This is a genomic window from Pseudomonas sp. B21-041, assembly GCF_024748675.1.
Lineage (GTDB): Bacteria > Pseudomonadota > Gammaproteobacteria > Pseudomonadales > Pseudomonadaceae > Aquipseudomonas > Aquipseudomonas neuropathica.
Genome location: NZ_CP087175.1, coordinates 1,694,260 through 1,713,688, shown reverse-complemented (window position 1 = coordinate 1,713,688; position 19,429 = coordinate 1,694,260). Strand labels below are relative to the sequence as shown.

Sequence of the window (19,429 nt, the reverse complement as noted above, 5' to 3'; positions counted from 1 at the left end):
ACCGCTACCGCGAGCAGGCTCACTCCTACAGGGATTTGCGTTTGTTCTGAGGATTTTCTGTGCGTTCATTGTTCTGGCGTATTCTCGCGAGCTTCTGGCTGGCCATCGCTCTGGTGGCCGGGCTGTCCATTCTGCTCGGGCACATGCTCAACCAGGACGCGTGGATCCTCAGCCGCCATCCGGGCCTCAACACCCTCGCCGGCGAATGGACGCAAACCTACGAAGCCCAGGGCGAGGAAGCTGCTCAGGACATCCTCGAACAGCGCAAACGCCAATATCACATCGATGTTCAGGTGCTGAACGAATCCGGCGACCCGGTGGTTCGCGGCACCTTCCCGCGCCGCGCAGCCGCGTTCGAAGCCCGCCAGAACAATGATGACCGGCGCCTGCCATGGCGACGTCTGACCGATGAATTCACCAGCGAAAAAACCGGTGACACCTACCTGTTCATCTACCGCATCCCGCATCCGGAACTCGACTCTTGGCACCGCGAAAGTCTGCTTTGGCCATTGAGTGCGCTGGGCATCGCGTTGGTGGTGCTGACCCTGTTCAGTCTGTTGGTGACCTTCTCCATCACCCGCCCGCTCAGCCGTTTGCGCGGCGCGGTGCATGATCTCGGGCAGACCACCTATCAGCAGAACAGCCTGGCGAAACTGGCCAATCGCCGCGACGAATTCGGCGTGCTGGCCACCGACTTCAACCGCATGGGTGCGCGTCTGCAGAGCCTGATAGGCAGCCAACGGCAGTTGTTGCGCGACGTTTCCCACGAATTGCGCTCACCGTTGGCGCGGTTGCGCATTGCCTTGGCGCTGGCGGAACGAGCCAATCCTGAAGAACGGGAAAAACTCTGGCCACGCCTGACCCGCGAGTGTGATCGGCTGGAAGCATTGATCAGTGAAATACTGGTATTGGCGCGAGTCGATGCCGACAACGCCAGTGCTGAAGAGGTGGATCTGAATGCGTTGCTCGGCCTCTTGCAGAAGGACGCAATACTGGGATCGCCCGAGCAGATCGTGCGTCTTGATGCCGAACCGCAGCTGAATCTGAAAGGCTGGCCGACCATGATCGAGCGCGCCGTCGATAACCTGCTGCGCAACGCCCAGCGCTTCAACCCGGAAGGTCAGCCGATTGAAATGCAGGCTTCACGTCAGGGTGAAAAAATCATCGTGAGCGTGCGCGACCATGGGCCGGGGGTGCAGGCTGAACATTTGAGCCAGTTGGGCGAACCGTTTTACCGGGCGCCGGGGCAGACGGCAGCGGGACACGGTTTGGGCCTGGCGATTGCGCGGCGAGCGGCGGAACGGCATGGTGGGAGTTTGACGCTGGCAAATCATCCGCAGGGTGGGTTTATTGCCAGCCTGGAATTGCCGTTGGTGCCCGGAGCGGTGGTGCAACTTTAAGAGCCTAAAAGCTACCCTCACCCCAGCCCTCTCCCGGAGGGAGAGGGGGCCGACCGAGGTGTCTTGCGTCATACATCGACCTGAAGAACCGAGTTGATTATGGACCAGGAAGGCACGTGAATCGTCGCCGACTCTGGGTTCGAAATGCACTGGAACCGTTATCGACTCCGAACTCGAAATGCACTGGAGCCGTTATCGACTCCGAACTCGAAATGCACTGGAACCGTTATCGACTCCGAACTCGAAATGCACTGGAACCGTTATCGACTCCGAACTCGAAATGCACTGGAGCCGTTATCGACTCCGAACTCGAAATGCACTGGAACCGTTATCGACTCTGGATTCAGCCGAGCACTTTCAGGTCGGCGTACCTCTACAGCATCCCCCAATCAGTCCCCTCTCCCTCTGGGAGAGGGCTAGGGTGAGGGGCTTTTGATCTTCAGGCTTTACCAGGCCAGGCACTGACGAACTCGCTCAGATCGACTTTATCTGCCACACGCGGCTCTTTCTGCGGCGTGCCGAGATACAGGAACGCAATCACCTCTTCACCTTCGGCCAGGCCCAAGCCTTTAGCCACATGCTGCGAATAAGCCAGATCACCCGTACGCCACACCGCACCAATCCCCTGCGCATACGCCGCCAGCAAAATCCCGTGCGCCGCACACCCGGCCGCCAGCAACTGCTCGGCCTTCGGATATTTAACGTGTTCCTGCAATTTGGCGATCACCACAACCACCAACGGCGCTCGCAGCGGACCGTTGCGCGCCTTGTCGATCATCGCTTCGGTGACCTCGCCTTCCTGCTGCTGTGCAGCCTCGGCCAACAACTCGCCCATCTGTTCACGCGCCGCGCCTTCGACCGTCAGGAAGCGATACGGCTGCAAATGCCCGTGATCCGGCGCGCGCAACGCGGCGCCAAACAGGGCTTCGCGCTGCTCGGCAGTGGGGGCCGGTTCGACCAGTCGTGGAACGGAAACACGGTTGAGCAACGCGTCGAGAGCCTGCATCGGCCACCTCCTGAAAAATATGTGCGGCTATTCTAGCTGTATCTGCCAACAGGATGCCGGTTTACATGCCCTGCCCCACGGGTAGAATGGCGCCCTTCCCACATCAGCCCGAGCGGACTTCATGGCGTTGCCGACCTTACGGATCATTGGTTTCATCATCGGCATCTTCCTGATCACCCTGGCCGTGGCCATGGTCGTGCCTATGGCCACCCTGGTGATTTTCGAGCGCACCGGTGATCTGCCGTCGTTCCTCTGGGCGAGCATGATCACCTTCGTCGCCGGCCTCGCGCTGGTGATTCCCGGCCGACCGGAACACATTCACCTGCGTCCGCGTGACATGTACCTGCTGACGGTCAGCAGTTGGCTGGTGGTGTGCATTTTTGCTGCGCTGCCGTTTCTGCTGACCCAGCACATCAGCTACACCGACTCGTTTTTCGAAAGCATGTCGGGCATTACCGCGACCGGCTCGACCGTGCTCAATGGCCTCGACAACATGTCCCCCGGGATCCTGATGTGGCGCTCGTTACTGCATTGGATCGGCGGGATCGGCTTTATCGGTATGGCGGTGGCGATTCTGCCGCTGCTGCGTATCGGTGGCATGCGCCTGTTCCAGACCGAGTCCTCGGACCGCTCGGAAAAGGTCATGCCCCGCTCGCACATGGTGGCGCGCCTGATTGTGGCAGCGTATGTCGGCATCACCATCCTTGGTAGCCTGGCGTTCTGGTGGGCCGGGATGAGTCCGTTCGACGCGATCAACCACGCGATGTCGGCGATCTCCACTGGCGGGTTCTCGACCTCCGATCAATCCCTGGCCAAGTGGACGCAACCGGCGGTGCACTGGGTCGCAGTCGTCATCATGATTCTCGGCAGCCTGCCGTTCACCCTGTACGTGGCGACGTTGCGCGGCAACCGCAAGGCGCTGATCAAGGATCAGCAAGTACAGGGTTTGCTCGGTATGCTGCTGGTGACCTGGCTGGTGCTCGGCACCTGGTACTGGTGGACGACCAATTTGCATTGGCTGGAGGCGCTACGCCACGTGGCGCTGAACGTGACGTCGGTGGTCACCACCACCGGTTTCGCCCTCGGCGACTACAGCCTGTGGGGTAACTTCTCGCTGATGCTGTTTTTCTATCTGGGTTTTGTCGGAGGCTGTTCCGGGTCGACGGCGGGCGGGATCAAGATCTTCCGTTTCCAGGTCGCCTACATCTTGCTCAAGGCCAACCTTAATCAACTGATTCACCCGCGCGCAGTGATCAAACAGAAGTACAACGGCCACCGTCTCGACGAAGAGATCGTCCGTTCGATTCTGACCTTTTCGTTCTTCTTCGCCATTACCATCTGCGTGATCGCCCTGCTCCTGTCGCTGCTCGGCGTCGACTGGATGACCGCGTTGACCGGCGCTGCCAGCACCGTGTCCGGGGTCGGCCCAGGCCTGGGCGAGACCATTGGCCCGGCGGGCAACTTCGCCACTCTGCCGGACGCAGCCAAGTGGATCCTGTCGTTCGGCATGCTGCTCGGCCGACTGGAGATCATTACGGTGTTTGTACTGTGTATTCCGGCCTTTTGGCGTCACTGACCGCACCCGGCGCCTGCAACAACCGCGTCCGGTAATCGCCGGGCGTGGTGTCGAACCAGCGGCGGAACGCGCGAAAGAAGTTGCTCGGGTCGGCAAATCCCAACAGATAAGCGATTTCCAGCAGCGTCATGCTCGGTTGCGCCAGATACTGCTCGGCCAGTTCACGGCGGGTGTCGTCGAGCAGTTGCTGAAAACTCGTGCCCTCCTCCTGCAAGCGGCGCTGCAAGGTGCGCTGCGATAGATGCAGGGTCTGCGCGACGGTATCGCGCTTCGGCTCACCTTGCGGCAGCAAACGGCAGAGCACCTGTCGCGCCTTGTGGGTCACGCGGCTTTCGGAAAAACGCGCCAAGTATTCCCCGGCAAAGCGGTCATGCAGCAGCGCCATCGCTTCGTTGGCGGTGGGCAGCGGCGCTTCCATGTCGGCACGCTCGAAGATCAGCGCATCGTACGGCGCGTTGAACATCAGCGGTGCGTGGAAAGCTTGTTTATAGGGTTCCAGGTCATCCGGTTCCGCGCCCTGCACCAGCACTTTGACCGGGTGCAACGTGCGTCCGGTCAACCAGCCGCACAGGCCTAGCGCACAGGCCAGCGAGGCTTCGGCGCTTTGCCGGGTCGGCGGCAGATGGTCACCGTGCACGGTCAGAATCAGCGCATAACCTTCATCAAGCAATCGGAAACTCAGATCGGCGCTCTCGGCGATGATGCGCTGATAGCGCACCAGCCGCTGAAAGCCTTCGGCGAGGGTATTGCTCGACATCAAAGCGTAGCCAGCGACATGAAAAGACGCCGGTCGCACCACCTTGCCCATGTTCAGGCCGATCGCGGGGTTGCCAGATAACTCGACCGCCCGTTGCCAGAGACGGGTCATGGAATCTTGCGGGAAGCGCGCATCCGGATCATCCAGAGCCGTGTAATCGAGCCCCAGTTGTTTGAACAGAACCCGGCAATCCAGGCCGTCCATCTCCAATGCTTTGACAATCCCCATCGCCCAGCTTGCAGAAGTCGTTCGTTCGCTCATGGCGTTTTTCTTTTACATGATGGGCCGCATGTTACGGCCCGATTTGCGAAGGATACTAAAGTGGCGCCGATTGTCACTGGCCCACGCCAATGATCACTCTAGACTCAAATAAGCTACCCGCAGCACAACTCGTCGCCAGAACAATAACCACAGAGAACGCGGTCGTGGAAAACATCAAGCATTTCAACAGCTTCGCTGAGTTCTATCCGTATTACCTCAGCGAACACAGCAACAGCACCTGCCGGCGTCTGCACTTCATCGGCACGACACTGGTGATTTTTATTCTCGCGCTGACCATCGCCAAGGGCGCCTGGCTGCTGTTATTGGCCTTGCCGCTGGCCGGTTACAGCTTCGCCTGGGTCGGGCACTTCTTCTTTGAAAAGAACCGGCCGGCGACTTTCCAGCATCCGCTGTACAGCCTGCTTGGCGACTTCGTCATGTACCGCGACATGATTCTGGGTCGCGTGGCGTTCTGAATGAGGGTCAGCCAATGAATGCCAATGCCCGCTTCACCCATATGAAGGACGGTACCCAAGAAGATTGGGCGATCATCGCCGCCGACTTCAGCGCCTACGCCAAACAGTTGCCCGCACGGATCATGACCCACCTGAAATTGCTGGAAGGCGATTTCGGCGGCTTCCCGGTGGATCGCCTGACCCACTCGCTGCAAACCGCCACCCGTGCCTTTCGTGACGGGCGCGACGAGGAATATGTGGTTTGTGCCTTGCTGCATGACATCGGCGACACCTTGGGTTCGTACAACCATCCGGACATTGCTGCGGCGATTCTCAGGCCGTTCGTCAGTGCCGAAAATTTGTGGATGGTCGAGAAGCACGGGGTGTTTCAGGGGTATTACTTCTTTCATCACCTGGGCATGGATCGGCATCTTCGTGAGCAGTTCAGGGAGCATCCGCAGTTTCAGGCGACCGCCGAGTTTTGCGCCAAATACGATGCGGCGGCGTTTGATCCTGACTATGACACGCTGCCGTTGAGTTTTTTCGAGCCGATGATGGAGCGGTTGTTTGCGCAGCCGAAGAACTCGATTTACAAGGCGGCGATGGAGGAACACTCGCCAGCGTAATCATCCTCGGCAACCGCTGCGCGGTTCATCGCGAGCAGGCTCACTCCTACAGTTGAAATGCGTACCCCTGTAGGAGTGAGCCTGCTCGCGATGAGGCCCTCTCAATCACCAGAGCATTATGCGAGTTCGGCGACTTTGGCCGCCTTGAGCTCCGCCTCCCGCGCCTGCGCATCCGCCAGCCGATACAGCTCGATCGTGCCGTCCCAATGCTCGATCAGCGCCGTGCACGACTCCACCCAATCACCGCAATTAAGGTAATCGACCTCGCCCACCTTACGAATCTCGGCGTGGTGAATGTGCCCGCACACCACGCCATGCAACTCGCGCTTCACGCACTCATGGGCAATGGCTTCTTCAAAGTCGCTGATGAAACTCACCGCGGTCTTCACCTTGTGCTTCAGGTACGCCGACAACGACCAATAGCCGTAGCCATAGCGCGCACGCCAATGGTTGAGCCAGCGATTGAGGGTCAGGGTGAATTCGTAAGCGGAGTCGCCGAGAAAGGCCAGCCAGCGGTGATATCGGGTGATCACATCGAACTGATCGCCGTGAATCACCAGCAGATGCCGACCATCGGCCGTGACATGCACGGCCTCGTCGACCAACTGGATATTGCCCAGAATCAGCTTCGAATAACGACGCAGGAATTCGTCGTGGTTGCCGGTGACGTAAATCACCTCGGTGCCGCGCTTGCTCATGGTCAGCAAGCGGCGGATCACGTTGGTATGCGCCTGCGGCCAGTACATGCCGCCGCGTAGCTTCCAACCGTCAATGATGTCGCCAACCAGGTAAATCTTGTCGGCATGGTAGCCCTTGAGAAATTGCGACAAGTGCTCGGCCTGACAATCCCGCGTGCCCAGGTGCACGTCGGAGATCCACAGGGTGCGCACGCGTTGTTTACGGCTGGGTCTGGCGAGCTCGGCGCTGGTCATGGGCAACCCTCTGCGATGTTTTCGCCACTCTGCGCGCGCTCGGTTAATCGACCATGACAAACATGAGTCAGTCCTGTGACAACGCATCCGGCGTGCGCCGGTGTAGACTGGCGATCACTTCGGAGACCACCTGCCATGCGACCGATCCTCACCTTGCGTCAGTACACCCACGACTTGATCGTCCACAGCCACGACCACGCGCAATTGGTGTTCGGGTTGTCCGGTGCGCTGGATTTCGAGGTCGAGGGTTGTGGCAGTCAGGTGCGCCAGCAAAGCTTTGTGGTGGTCCCGTCCGGCGCTCATCATGCCTGCGGCAGTCCCAACGGCAGCCGCTGTCTGGTACTGGATATCCCGGACGGCCAATGGCTGACGGATTCACTGGGCGAGCATGCCGACGCCAGCCATCGTCTGCTCGATCAACCGGCGCGCTTGTCGCTGGATTCCGGGCAAAGCCAGTTGGTCAGTTGGCTGGCGAACAGTCCGGTCAGCGATCCATTGATTGCCCAACAAGGCGCGGTGTTGCTGCTGGCCAGTCTCAATCACGCGCAACCTGGCGAACTGGCTGCTCGCCGCTTGCCCTATGCCGCGCTGGATGCGCACATCGAGCAGTACGCCGCTTATCCATTGCAAGTCGCCGATCTGGCGCGAGTGGCGGGGTTGTCCAGCGCGCGCCTGCATGCACGGTTCATGGCCGAATGCGGGCAGACGCCGATGGATTACATCCGCAGTAGACGCCTGCATCTGGCAGTTCAACTGCTACGCGACACAGCCCTGCCGATCGGGGAAGTTGCCAGTCGCGTCGGCTACAACTCGCAGAGTGCCTTCTCGGCCGCCGTCTTGCGTGAGTTCGGTTCGTCACCCGGCCAGCTTCGGCGCGATTCCTGCGACAAACGACGATAGTCTGCCGACAGACTTTCGACCTTCCCCGGCTCATTATGTGTCCACTGCTGATCATTCCCACGCGCAGCAAAGGAATGCAGCCCGTGACGCTCCGCGTCACTGGACGCAGAGCGTCCCTAGAGGCGTTACCACGCAGAGCGTGGGAACGATCAAGAATTGTGTTTGAGATAGAAGGATTTCGATGACTCCGCGTACCGCCCTCGGCGCTCTGCATATCGGCGCCTTGATGTTTGGCCTGACGGGTGTGTTGGGCAAACTCGCTGCTGCGTCCCCCGCTGTGATCGTCTTTGGACGCGCGGCTTTCGCCGTGCTCGCCCTGGCATTTTTTGCCCGTTTCGCCAGTCAGCACGGCTGGCAAAAACTTCAGGCCGTGGACTGGCGCCGCCTCGCCCTCAGCGGCGTGTTGCTGGCCGGGCACTGGGTGAGTTTCTTCCTGTCTGTGAAGATCGCCGGTGTCGCCATCGCAACATTGGGCTTTGCCAGTTTCCCGGCCTTCACGGTGATTCTCGAAGGGCTGATTTTCCGAGAACGCATCCGTGCCAATGAAATTGTGCTGGTGGTGTTGGTCAGCATCGGCCTGATTCTGGTGACCCCAGCCTTCGACCTGAGCAGCGGCGCGACCATCGGTTTGCTTTGGTCGGTGCTGTCGGGGCTGTTGTTCTCGCTGTTGTCACTGACTAACCGCGCCAGCTCCGGGCGGATTCCGGCAGTGCAGGCGGCGTTGTGTCAAAACGTCGTGGTGGCGCTGTTTCTGCTGCCGGTTGCAGCACCGCTACTCAGCGAAGTACGCGCACTCGACTGGCTGTGGATCGCCCTGCTCGGGGTGTTCTGTACCGGCGTCGCGCACAGCCTGTTCGTCGCCAGCCTGGCGGTGATCAAGGCGCGCACGGCGGCGGTGGTGTTTGCCATGGAGCCGGTCTACGGCATCACCGTCGCCTGGCTGCTGTTCAATGAAAACCCGACGCCGAAGATGTTGCTCGGCGGCGCATTGATCATTATCGCCATCGTTGTGTCAGCACGGATGTCAGGCCACGCCGACAAGAAAGCCGTCGCCGCCGAGGCCGCGTCTCACTGAGTGCCGTCGTTGTGACCGAGGTCGCGGTCAGGATCGATCTGATCGCGAACCCGCTGCTTCAACACCTTGGCCTCGGGAAAACCGCCATCAGCCTTGCGTTCCCAGATCTGCACGCCGTCGCAGGTGATGTGAAATACCCCGCCGGTGCCGGGTACCAGGGAGACTTTGCCGAGGTCATCACCAAAGGTGCTGAGCAGTTCCTGCGCCAGCCACGCCGCGCGCAGCAGCCACTGGCATTGGGTGCAATAGGTGATGACAACTTCTGCTTTTGCGACAGTCATGTTCGCTGAAACTCCTGAGACAGAGGGCGCCGCTATAATAGCCGGCTTTATTGCTTGCCCAGAGACTCACAATGCGCCGTCTGCTGTTCTGCCTGCTGCTTGGTTTGCTTCCACTGTTTGTTCACGCCAGTGACGCGCCGCGACCGAAAGTCGGCCTGGTGCTGTCCGGCGGCGCCGCGCGTGGTCTGGCGCACATCGGTGTGCTCAAAGCCCTGGAAGAGCAAGGCATCAAAATCGATGCGATCGCCGGCACCAGCATGGGCGCGGTGGTCGGCGGGCTGTACGCCTCGGGCTACAAGATCGATGAGCTGGAAAAACTCGCGCTGAACATCGACTGGCAAGCCGCATTGTCCGACGCCCCGCCGCGCGAGGACGTGCCGTTTCGACGCAAACAGGATGACCGCGACTTTCTGGTGAAACAGAAACTCAGCTTTCGCGACGACGGCAGTCTCGGCCTGCCTCTGGGTGTGATTCAGGGCCAGAACCTCGCGCTACTGCTGGAAAGCCTGCTGGCCCACACCAGCGATACCCGGGACTTCGACAAACTGCCGATCCCGTTCCGCGCTGTGGCCACCGACATTGCCAATGGCGAAAAAGTGGTGTTCCGCAAAGGCCACTTGCCTCAGGTGATCCGCGCCAGCATGTCGATCCCGGCGGTGTTCGCCCCGGTCGAGCTCGACGGCCGGCTGTTGGTGGACGGCGGTATGACCGACAATATCCCGCTGGATGTCGCGCGGGAAATGGGCGTTGACGTGGCCATCGTCGTCGACATCGGCACACCGCTGCGCAACCGCAAGCAACTGACCACCGTGGTCGATGTGCTGAACCAGTCGATCACTCTGATGACCCGCAGTAACTCCGAAGAACAACTGGCCGCGCTGAAATCCTCCGATGTACTGATCCAGCCCGCGCTGGCCGCATTCGGTGTCACCGATTTCGGTAAAGCCCAGGACATGATCGACGCCGGCTACCGCGCGACCCGCATCCTCGATGCGCGCCTCGCCGTGCTCAAACCCAAGGAATCCCAAGACGCCGAACTCGCTGCCGCCCGTTCCCCGGGGCAGCGCACGCCGATCATCACCGCGATCCGCGTCGAGAATGACTCAAAAGTCGACGACGACGTGATCCGCTACTACATTCGCCAGCACATTGGCGAGCCGCTGGACCTGGGGCGATTGCACTCGGACATGGGCACCTTGTATGGCCTCGACTACTTCGAACAAGTGCAGTACCGCGTGGTGCACAAGGGCCAGGACCACACACTGGTGATCAGTGCTCGGGGCAAGCGCAGCGGCACCGATTACCTGCGGGTCGGCCTCAATCTGTCCGACGACATGCGTGGCGATAGCGCCTTCAACCTCGGGGCCAGTTACCGCATCAACGGCATCAACCGCCTCGGCGCGGAATGGCTGACCCGCGCGCAGATTGGTGACAAACAAGAGCTGTATACCGAGTTCTATCAACCACTGGACGTCGGTTCGCGCTATTTCGTCGCACCGTACGCCTCGTTTGAAGCACAGAACGTCGAGGCGGTGCTCGATAACGATCCGATCGCACAGTACCGCGTCGAGCGCTACGGTTTCGGCCTTAACTTCGGTCGCCAGATCGGCAACAACGGCGAAGTGCGGTTCGGTGTCGGCGAGGCCTGGGGCAAGGCCGATGTGCGCATTGGTGATCAGGACCTGCCGAGTGAAAACTTCAACGAAGGCTTCTATGCGCTGAAGTATTCGTACGACTCACTGGATAACGTCTACTTCCCTCACGAAGGCAAGGACGTCAGCCTGACGCTGATGCAGTTCGAACCGGGGCTGGGTTCGGATACGCGTTATAGACAGTGGGAGTTCAAACTCGACAAAGCCATGAGCCGTGGCCCGGACACGCTGATTCTCGGAGGGCGCTACGGGCGTACGCTGAACGATGCCAACGTGGTGACGTCGAGCTTTCTGCTCGGCGGCGCGCGGCAATTGTCGGGGTTCCGTGAAGACGCCATTTCCGGGCAAAACGTCAGCCTGATGCGCGCGGTGTACTACCGTCGGTTGACGCCGCGCTCGTATCTGCCGCTGGACTTTCCGCTGTATGCCGGCGCCTCGCTGGAGCGTGGGCGGGCGTGGAACAACGACAATGAGTTCGACAGTGGCTACATCAACGCCGCCAGCGTGTTCATTGGTTTTGACACGCCGCTGGGGCCGTTGAATTTCAGTTACGGGTTGAATGATGCGAATGAGCAGGCGGTTTATCTGAACCTTGGCCAGACCTTCTAACCGGGTCAGGAATTGATGTTGTCTGACCGTCAGTCTTCGCGAGCAGGCTCGCTCCCACAATGGTTCTGCGAATACAGTTCAAATGTGGGAGCGAGCCTGCTCGCGAAAACGATATCAGCGCCACCGCAAATCAATCGGGTATTAGCGAATCCCCGCCAGCAACGTCCGCGCCGTTTGCTTCAAAGGTTCATCGCCCTCTTTGAGCAGCTCATTGAGCAACGCAATCGCACTGTCGATATCACCGTCATCAATGCAGGTCTGCGCCTGTTCGAGTTTTCCGGAGTTTTCGTCGTGTAGCGGCTCAGGTGCCTGCAAGTCCAACGGTTGCAACACCAGAGACGGCTCGGCATCGGCAAACTCATTGAGAAAATCTTCATCCAGCGGCTCGGCGTGCGGCTCAGGGATCCACTCAAGTTCAGCGTCCTCGCCGGCCGCTTCCGGCAGTTCAAAATCCTGAGGCAGTATTTTCAGGCTGGAGCCCAGCGCCGAGGTGTCTGCCGCTTGCTCAGTAGTGGCCGTGCGGCTGTCTTCCAAATCCCAACTGGAATCCATCGACAGCTCGCCCAGATTCAACTCGAAATCATCTTCAGGCGCCGGTTGGGCAGTGACAGCAGGCGCCACCGCAATGATGGGCGCCACCGCGGCCAACGGTTCGGCACCCGCCAGTTTCGGATGTCGAACACGAACATCCTGTAACGTCTGGGCATCCACACCCTGTTCACGCAACTGACTTTCCTGCTGTTCATACACGGCGCTGTCACCCTGACGCCCCAAGACTTCGAGCAACTGCAAACCGATATCGGTGCGCTCCGGCTCTTTGTGCAAAGCGTCGCGCAATAACCCAGCAGCTTCGCCCAAGCGGCCGTAGGCCAGATAGATTCCTACCGCCTCCAGCACATCGCCCGCTGCCGGTTCTTCACGGTGTTGGGTTGAGGTGTGAGCCCTGACAGACTCTGCGTTTTCGACTTCATCTACCTCAGGTTCCTCGCTCTGCGGCAACTGCGGCAGCGGTCGATCAGCCTGTTGCGACTGTTGCCGTCGACGGTGCACAAACAGCCCGGCCAAGGCCCCCAACAACAGCAACAGGCCCGCGAACAATGGCCAGTTCAAACCGTCATCTGTGGACTCAACAGGTGCCACAACCGGGGCAGGTGCCGGAGCGACTTCGGTAGGTGGCGGTGCTTTCCTGAGTTCGATCAATTGCGTTTGCAGCTCAGTAATCTGCTTCTTGCCAGCGGCAATCTGCACATCCTGCGTCTGCAGTTTGGCGTTCAGCTCATCGACGCTCTTTTGCAATTGCTGATTCAGCAACGCACTGGCAGCCAGTTGCTCGGCGAGTGCATCGTTGGCCGGCGGATTTGCAGGCGTTGGCGCGGGCACGGCATCGCGTTTGGCCTGAGGTGCCTGCGGCGCTGCGACAACAGGCTCGACGCTGGGAAACGCGGAAGATTGTGCACGCGGATCCGGTTCATCGGTGGCCGGCACGATACCCGGCGACCCCGGAGGGTCGATCAACACCGTGTACTCACGCAGCAAACGGCCATTGGGCTGATTGAGCTGCACAAGGAAATTCAGAAAGGGTTCGTTGACTGGTTTGCTTGACGTGACCCGGATCATCTGGCGATTGCCATGCAGGATCGGGATGAACTTGAGGTCGTTGAGGAAGAACACCCGCTCAACCCCGGCCTCGGCGAATTCATCCGCCGTGGCCAAGCGCACCGTCAGATCGTTTTGCGTCAGCCCGCCGACATCGACCAACGCGATATCGGCCTTGAGCGGCTGATTGAGGCCTGAATGAACGGTGATATCACCTAGCCCCACAGCCATCGACCAGGCCGAATAGCTGAATACGCCAGCGGCCAGCAGCCATTTGGCGCCACCGCGCAGTACCACGTGCCGACTTGCGAGCATGAGCATCCCTTAAATAAGCAAAACCGACTTCTATGCGTTCGCACATCCGGTACGAACACGATATTGCCCAGTAGTTCTTATAGTCGGCTCAGCGCGATCTCTCAAAGATACGGCACGTGGATGTGCCTCAAGATTTTTCCAGGTTGGCCAAAATGTGCCCATGAACCCGCATGCACACTTTCAAATCCGCCTCGTCGACGCCTTCGAACAACTCGTGTCGCAGTTGTGTGGCAATGGTTTCGATTTGTTCGATCAGCGGCAGGGCCGGTGCGCAGAGGACGATTTTTTTCGCCCGGCGGTCTTCCATCACGGACTGGCGTTGCACCAGGCCCTGGCTTTCCAGACTGTCGAGCAAGCGTGCGAGGGTCGGCCCTTCGACGCCAACGCTCTGCGCCAGCTCGCGTTGGGTCGGCGCTTCTTCAAAACGCGCCAGATGCAGCAGCACCAGCCAGCGCGCCTGGGACAGACCCAGCCCGGCCAGTCGGCGGTCCAGTTCGGCACGCCAGCCACGGGACATCTGGGCCAGTTGCATGCCAAAGCGGTGTTGATCGGTTAACGGCATAAAACACTCACGGTTAGACTGAAAATAAAGAAAATCTAATTATTAGCCAGCTAAGCATGAGCTGCAGTTATAGGCAAGTGGCGGTCTGTACTGAATCGTTACATCTTGAGGCTCCCTAACCCTCTCCCAAAGGGAGAGGGGACTGAATGGGGGGATGCTTTAGATATTCAGCGACTTGGGAATGCTTTGCTGAATCCGGAATTGGACGGCCCTCACCCTAGCCCTCTCCCAGAGGGAGAGGGGACTGAATGGGGGATGGTTCAGGGTTACGCCGACCTGATCCTGCTTTACCGAATCCATAATCGACTGGTTCTTTCAGGTCGATGTCAAACCTCAGACGCCTCGGTCGGCCCCCTCTCCCTCTGGGAGAGGGCTGGGGTGAGGGTCGAGACCGAATTTCACATCTCGAATTCCGACTGCAACGCAGCCCTCACGCAGTAAAGCACGCCTTCCGGCACACGTCCGGCAAACAGCTCCGCAACCTCAGCGACCGATGGCAACTCGCCCTCGCCATCAAGGAACGCGTCCTGCACTTCGCCCATCAACTCTTCCGGCAAGTCCAGCGCTTGCTCGAGCGACAACTGCTGCTTGCCAATGGCCTCAGCGAGCATCGTGTACACATTTTTTTCCGAGCACTGCAACTGCCCGGCGATCTGCAGCGGCGTCATGCCGGCGCGGGCCAGGGTGATCAATTCGTGGCGCACATCGGCCACCGCTTTTGGCGCCTCGGCCTCGCCACCGAGCACTTCGAGGAAGGCATCACCGTAGCGCTCCAGCTTGCGTGCGCCGACACCGCTGACCCGGGCCATTTCCGCCAGCGAGGTCGGCTGGCTGCGGAGCATTTCCAACAACGTGGAATCGGGGAAGATAACGTACGGCGGCACGCCATGCTCTTCGGCCAACTTGCGCCGCAGGGCGCGCAAGGCTTCCCACTGTTCGCGCTCTTCGCCGCGCACCAGTTGGCTGGCTGGGCTCTTGCTGGCGGTTTTGGCCGTAACCTGCGGTTTGAGGTCGCGGCGCAGCTCCAGCGTGACCTCGCCCTTGAGCAATGGCCGGCAACTGTCATTCAAACGCAGACCGCCATAACCTTCGTGATCGACATCCGCCAGACCGCGCGCCACCAATTGACGGAACAGCGAGCGCCACTCGCTCTCGCTCAACGCCTTGCCGACGCCCCACACCGACAGATGCTGATGGCCGAAACTGCGGATTTTTTCGTTGTCCTTGCCCAACAGCACATCAACCAGATGACCTACGCCATAACGCTGGCCGGTACGGAAAATCGCCGACAAGGCCTGACGTGCAGGCTCGGTGGCGTCCCAGGTCTGCACGCCGTCGACACAGTTGTCGCAATGGCCACACGGCTCGGGCATGTCTTCATCGAAGTACGCCAGCAGGGTCTGACGACGGCAGCGGGTCTCTTCACAAAGCGACAGCATGGCGTCGAGCTTGTGTTGCTCCAGACGCTTGTGCCGCTCGTCGCCTTCGGAGTTCTGCAGCATCTGCTTGAGCATCACCACGTCTTGCAGACCGTAGGCCATCCAGGCATCTGCCGGCAGACCGTCACGACCGCCGCGCCCGGTTTCCTGGTAATACGCCTCAAGGGATTTCGGCAAGTCGAGGTGGGCGACGAAACGCACGTTGGGCTTGTCGATGCCCATGCCGAACGCCACGGTAGCGACCATGATCAAGCCTTCCTCGTTGAGGAAGCGTTTCTGATTGAAGGCGCGCAGATCATTGGGCAGACCAGCGTGATACGGCAACGCCGGGAAGCCCTGCTCGCTGAGGAATGCCGCGACTTCCTCGACTTTCTTGCGCGACAGGCAATAGACAATGCCGGCATCGCTGCGCCGCTCAGCGAGGAACGCCAGCAACTGCTTGCGTGGCTGCTCTTTGGGCACGATGCGGTAAAAGATGTTCGGGCGGTCGAAGCTCGACAGGAAGCGTTCGGCATTCTGCAGATGCAGGCGCGTGACGATTTCTTCGCGGGTACGCTTGTCGGCGGTGGCGGTCAGGGCGATGCGCGGTACGTCGGGAAACATCTCGGCCAACTGGCCCAACTGCAGGTATTCCGGACGGAAATCGTGACCCCATTGCGACACGCAGTGCGCTTCGTCAATGGCGAACAACGCAATGTTCAAGCCTTGCAGGAACGACAGCATGCGCGGCTGCACCAGACGCTCGGGCGCCAGATACAACATCTTCACTTCGCCGCGCTTGATCCGCGCTGCGAGGTCACGCTGCTGTTCAGCGCTCAGGGTGGAGTTCAGCGCGGCGGCGGCCACACCGAGCTCTTCGAGGGTGGCGACCTGATCGTCCATCAGCGCAATCAGCGGCGACACCACCACCGCCAGGCCATCGCGCAACAGCGCCGGCACCTGAAAGCACAGGGACTTGCCGCCACCGGTAGGCATCAGCACCAGCGCATCACCGCCACTGGCCACGCGCTCAATGATTGCACCCTGACGGCCACGGAAACTGTCGTAGCCGAAGATGTCCTTGAGGACGCGTTGAGCCTGTTCGAGCATAAAAACTCCAAAAATCTACCGATACATCCCTGCGCAGGCTGGTTCAGAACAGCCGGAGCTGCTTAAACAAAACGTAAGAGCGCATTGCACGACAACCGCAATGCGGGCAGGGATCGCAAAACGCGGCAGTATACCCGAGCCCTCCCCTGCACAGGGCGACACCCGTCGATACAATCGCTGATACCTGTGTAGGAGCTGCCGAAGGCTGCGATCTTTTGATCATGTCTTTATTAAAAGCAAATCAAAAGATCGCAGCCTTCGGCAGCTCCTACAGGGTGTATGCAGGGTATGACAGGTCAAATCTGCCATGCGGCTGGCTTGAGCGCGCAAGAAGGCCTAGAATTCCCGCATTGTTTATTCCCCAAGGTAGCCCCGTAATGTCCTTCGCTGAGCAACTGACCCGCCTGCAAGTTTTCCTCGACGCCGACGAGCTGCATGACGAGGCGCTGGATTACGTGGCCGCTCACGGCTACCTGACCGCGCTGTCGATCTGCGCTGAAGACGTACCGGAGCGTGAGTGGATCGACGCCCTGTTCGCCGAAGAGCCGCATTACAGCAGCGACGCCCAGCGCGAAGAGATCGAAGCCACCCTGATCGGCCTCAAGGCACACATCGCCCGTCAACTGGCCTCGGATGAAGAGTTCGAACTGCCATGCGAACTGGACCTGGGCGACGAGCCTGATGATTCCGAACTGCGCGGCTGGTGCATCGGTTTCATGGAAGGCGTGTTCCTGCGTGAAGCGGCCTGGTTCGAAACCGCCGAAGAAGAAGTCAGCGAAATGCTCCTGCCGATCATGGTCGGTTCGGGCCTGTTCGACGAACAGCCGGAATTCGAAGACATCGCCAAAGACGCCAACCTGATGGACGACATGATCGTGCAGATCCCGGAAGCCCTGACCGCGCTGTACCTGCTGTGCCAAGCGCCAGACGAAAAACCGGCGATCCTCAAGCCACGTCACCACTAAGATCCGGCCTATGGACAACCCCATAGGCAACCGCCCCCTGATGTTGCGCTACTTCCTGCTGGCCATCGGCTGGCTCAGCGTGGCATTGGGGGTGATCGGGATTTTCCTGCCCGTCCTGCCCACTACCCCTTTCCTTCTGCTCGCCGCGGCGTGCTTCGCGCGCAGCTCTGCGCGTTTCTATCAATGGCTGGTCGAGCATCCCCGACTCGGCCCGTGGATCCGCGATTATCTCGATGGCAACGGCATTCCGCTCAAGGGCAAGGTCTACGCGATCGGGCTGATGTGGGCGAGCATTCTGTTTTCCTGCTACCTGGTGCCGTTGCCGTGGGCGCGGGGGTTCATGTTGACGAGCGCGGTGTTGGTGACGGTTTATATTTTGCGGCAGAAGACACTACCCAAATCCTGAAACACACCGTTAGCAGTGAGCATGTATTCACCTGTATTCATTCACAGTAGAATTTGCACCACATCGGTCCCCGCCAATATAGCCACTGCCGTAGCCTGGAATCGGTTCACATGGAGGAAAGTCTTTGAAACTGATCAGGCTCGATCTGGAAAACTACCGCTGCTTCCCCGCGCTGACACTGGAACTCAATGAACAGCTGACGCTGCTGGTTGCGCGCAACGGTCAGGGCAAGACAAGTTTGCTGGACGCTATCAAAGTGGCCTTGTGGCCCTTTGTTCGCGGATTTGATTTGGGTAACGCTCCCTTGACGGGCATTCAGCCTGACGATGTTTTTTTACGCCCCGTCGAGGCGCATCAAATGGAACCTTCTCTTCCAGCTCGCCTGACGGCTCATGCTGATTTTCAGAGTGCTGACATTTCCTGGTCACGCAGTCGAATCAGTATTCGCAAAGGAACGAAAACCCGCAGCGACCAAGGTGCAAGGGCTTTGGAGAACAAAGCTCGTGATTTGCAAGGCTGGATCTTTCATAACGTATTAATGGACGTTACCAAACCGATCGATCTACCTGTGCTGGCCTATTACGGTACGAGTCGCCTATGGAGGGATAACACGCCTACCTCTGAACCCATCGATAACGCCGAACTTTCCAGAACCTATGGTTATCGGGACAGCCTTGACCCTGCCTCCAACTACAAGCAGTTCAGCAAATGGTACACACGAATTTTTCGTACCTATCGTGAAGAGCAAATTCGCAGTCTTGAACGAGGAAAAACAACGTTCGATGTTAAAGACGAGTTTTTGAATCCAGTCAAAGCAGTTCAGAACACAGTCAACTCAATGCTTGAATCACAAACTGGATGGAGAAACCTTGCCTACAGTAGTGAATTCGCAGATCTGGTGTTGGAGCATCCAATACATGGCGTGCTGAAAGTCAGCCAACTCAGCGACGGTATTCGCAACATAGTTGCCTTGGCAGCCGATATTGCCTATCGCTGCGTAAAACTGAATCCTCACTTCGGCAGCACCGCGCCACGCCAATGCACGGGAGTGGTGCTGATCGATGAAGTCGATATGCACCTTCATCCTGCTTGGCAGCAAACGGTCATACCCGATCTGCTCGGCGCCTTTCCGAACATCCAGTTCGTCGTCACCACACATAGCCCGCAAGTAATTACCTCCGTTCAGGCAACGTGTATCCGTGTGCTGCACACAGTGACTGACGACAATTGCCGCCACGTTAGAATAAGTAATGTCGATCAACAAACTCAGGGAGTCACCAGCTCTCAGGTTCTGGCATACATCATGGGTATTGACCCCACACCAGACAATGAACCCTCTCGCAAATTGAGCGAATATATAGCCTTGATTCAGCAAGATCAGCATGAGTCGGACCAAGGACTATCATTGCGAAAATATCTGGACACGCACTTTGAGACACAACACCCCGTCATGCTTGATTGTGATCGGTTGATTCGCCTCGAAACATTCAAACGCAAACAACTGACACAACAAAAATAAGGAAGTCG

17 protein-coding genes are annotated in these 19,429 nt (G+C 59.2%); 10 read left to right on the top strand and 7 right to left on the bottom strand.

The genetic code is table 11. The features are described from left to right. The first annotated feature begins 59 nt into the window (after positions 1-59). The gene (locus tag LOY43_RS07585; protein ID WP_095050142.1) at positions 60-1,400 is read left to right on the top strand and encodes a cell wall metabolism sensor histidine kinase WalK; all 1,341 of its coding nucleotides are present in this window, start codon (positions 60-62) and stop codon (positions 1,398-1,400) included. A gap of 439 nt (positions 1,401-1,839) precedes the next feature. Here the strand turns inward: LOY43_RS07585 and LOY43_RS07580 are convergent, their stop codons facing one another. Then, positions 1,840-2,406, bottom strand: a complete 567-nt coding sequence (locus LOY43_RS07580; RefSeq protein WP_095050141.1) for a nitroreductase family protein — start codon at positions 2,404-2,406, stop codon at positions 1,840-1,842. A 121-nt stretch (positions 2,407-2,527) separates the two neighbouring features. On the opposite strand from LOY43_RS07580, the gene LOY43_RS07575 reads away from it, so the two are divergent. Then, positions 2,528-3,982, top strand: a complete 1,455-nt coding sequence (locus tag LOY43_RS07575) for a TrkH family potassium uptake protein (RefSeq protein WP_095050140.1) — start codon at positions 2,528-2,530, stop codon at positions 3,980-3,982. Here LOY43_RS07575 and LOY43_RS07570 read toward each other — a convergent pair. Beyond that, a complete protein-coding gene (locus LOY43_RS07570; RefSeq protein ID WP_218251785.1) occupies positions 3,939-5,000 on the bottom strand; it encodes an AraC family transcriptional regulator in 1,062 nt (353 codons plus the stop codon). The two genes, LOY43_RS07575 and LOY43_RS07570, sit on opposite strands and share 44 nt — an antisense overlap. Positions 5,001-5,164: 164 nt before the next feature. On the opposite strand from LOY43_RS07570, the gene LOY43_RS07565 reads away from it, so the two are divergent. Further along, a complete protein-coding gene (locus tag LOY43_RS07565; RefSeq protein ID WP_093442638.1) occupies positions 5,165-5,476 on the top strand; it encodes a DUF962 domain-containing protein in 312 nt (103 codons plus the stop codon). A 14-nt stretch (positions 5,477-5,490) separates the two neighbouring features. Then, on the top strand, positions 5,491-6,081 hold the full coding sequence (locus tag LOY43_RS07560; protein ID WP_095125542.1) for an HD domain-containing protein: 591 nt from the start codon (positions 5,491-5,493) through the stop codon (positions 6,079-6,081). 116 nt (positions 6,082-6,197) lie between these two features. Here LOY43_RS07560 and LOY43_RS07555 read toward each other — a convergent pair whose 3' ends face one another. Next, complete coding sequence (locus tag LOY43_RS07555; protein WP_007919701.1) at positions 6,198-7,013, bottom strand: UDP-2,3-diacylglucosamine diphosphatase; 816 nt, start codon at positions 7,011-7,013, stop codon at positions 6,198-6,200. 135 nt (positions 7,014-7,148) lie between these two features. Between LOY43_RS07555 and LOY43_RS07550 the strand changes: the two genes are divergently transcribed. Continuing rightward, entirely contained in the window at positions 7,149-7,913 is a 765-nt protein-coding gene (locus LOY43_RS07550; protein WP_258709420.1) for an AraC family transcriptional regulator, read from the top strand. Positions 7,914-8,094: 181 nt separating this feature from the next. Then, entirely contained in the window at positions 8,095-8,988 is an 894-nt protein-coding gene (locus tag LOY43_RS07545) for a DMT family transporter (RefSeq protein WP_258709419.1), read from the top strand. On the opposite strand, the gene LOY43_RS07540 is transcribed toward LOY43_RS07545, so the two are convergent. After that, complete coding sequence (locus LOY43_RS07540) at positions 8,982-9,269, bottom strand: SelT/SelW/SelH family protein (RefSeq protein ID WP_095050135.1); 288 nt, start codon at positions 9,267-9,269, stop codon at positions 8,982-8,984. The genes LOY43_RS07545 and LOY43_RS07540 overlap by 7 nt on opposite strands. A gap of 71 nt (positions 9,270-9,340) precedes the next feature. On the opposite strand from LOY43_RS07540, the gene LOY43_RS07535 reads away from it, so the two are divergent. Further along, positions 9,341-11,530, top strand: coding sequence for a patatin-like phospholipase family protein (locus tag LOY43_RS07535; protein WP_095050134.1), 2,190 nt, complete (start codon positions 9,341-9,343; stop codon positions 11,528-11,530). A gap of 141 nt (positions 11,531-11,671) precedes the next feature. Here LOY43_RS07535 and LOY43_RS07530 read toward each other — a convergent pair whose 3' ends face one another. From LOY43_RS07530 to recQ, 3 genes are all read right to left on the bottom strand, one after another. Further along, the gene (locus tag LOY43_RS07530) at positions 11,672-13,441 is read right to left on the bottom strand and encodes a FimV/HubP family polar landmark protein (protein WP_258709418.1); all 1,770 of its coding nucleotides are present in this window, start codon (positions 13,439-13,441) and stop codon (positions 11,672-11,674) included. A 127-nt stretch (positions 13,442-13,568) separates the two neighbouring features. Continuing rightward, positions 13,569-14,003 (bottom strand): MarR family transcriptional regulator, encoded by a 435-nt coding sequence (locus LOY43_RS07525; protein WP_007919713.1) that lies wholly within the window; start codon positions 14,001-14,003, stop codon positions 13,569-13,571. Positions 14,004-14,401: 398 nt separating this feature from the next. Next, the gene (gene recQ / locus LOY43_RS07520) at positions 14,402-16,531 is read right to left on the bottom strand and encodes a DNA helicase RecQ (protein ID WP_093442610.1); all 2,130 of its coding nucleotides are present in this window, start codon (positions 16,529-16,531) and stop codon (positions 14,402-14,404) included. A 377-nt stretch (positions 16,532-16,908) separates the two neighbouring features. Between recQ and LOY43_RS07515 the strand changes: the two genes are divergently transcribed. From LOY43_RS07515 to LOY43_RS07505, 3 genes are all read left to right on the top strand, one after another. Further along, entirely contained in the window at positions 16,909-17,496 is a 588-nt protein-coding gene (locus tag LOY43_RS07515; RefSeq protein ID WP_016984205.1) for a YecA family protein, read from the top strand. Between the two features lie 10 nt (positions 17,497-17,506). Beyond that, entirely contained in the window at positions 17,507-17,902 is a 396-nt protein-coding gene (locus LOY43_RS07510) for a YbaN family protein (RefSeq protein ID WP_095049309.1), read from the top strand. A 124-nt stretch (positions 17,903-18,026) separates the two neighbouring features. Next, complete coding sequence (locus tag LOY43_RS07505; protein ID WP_095049308.1) at positions 18,027-19,421, top strand: AAA family ATPase; 1,395 nt, start codon at positions 18,027-18,029, stop codon at positions 19,419-19,421. Positions 19,422-19,429 lie beyond the last annotated feature (8 nt).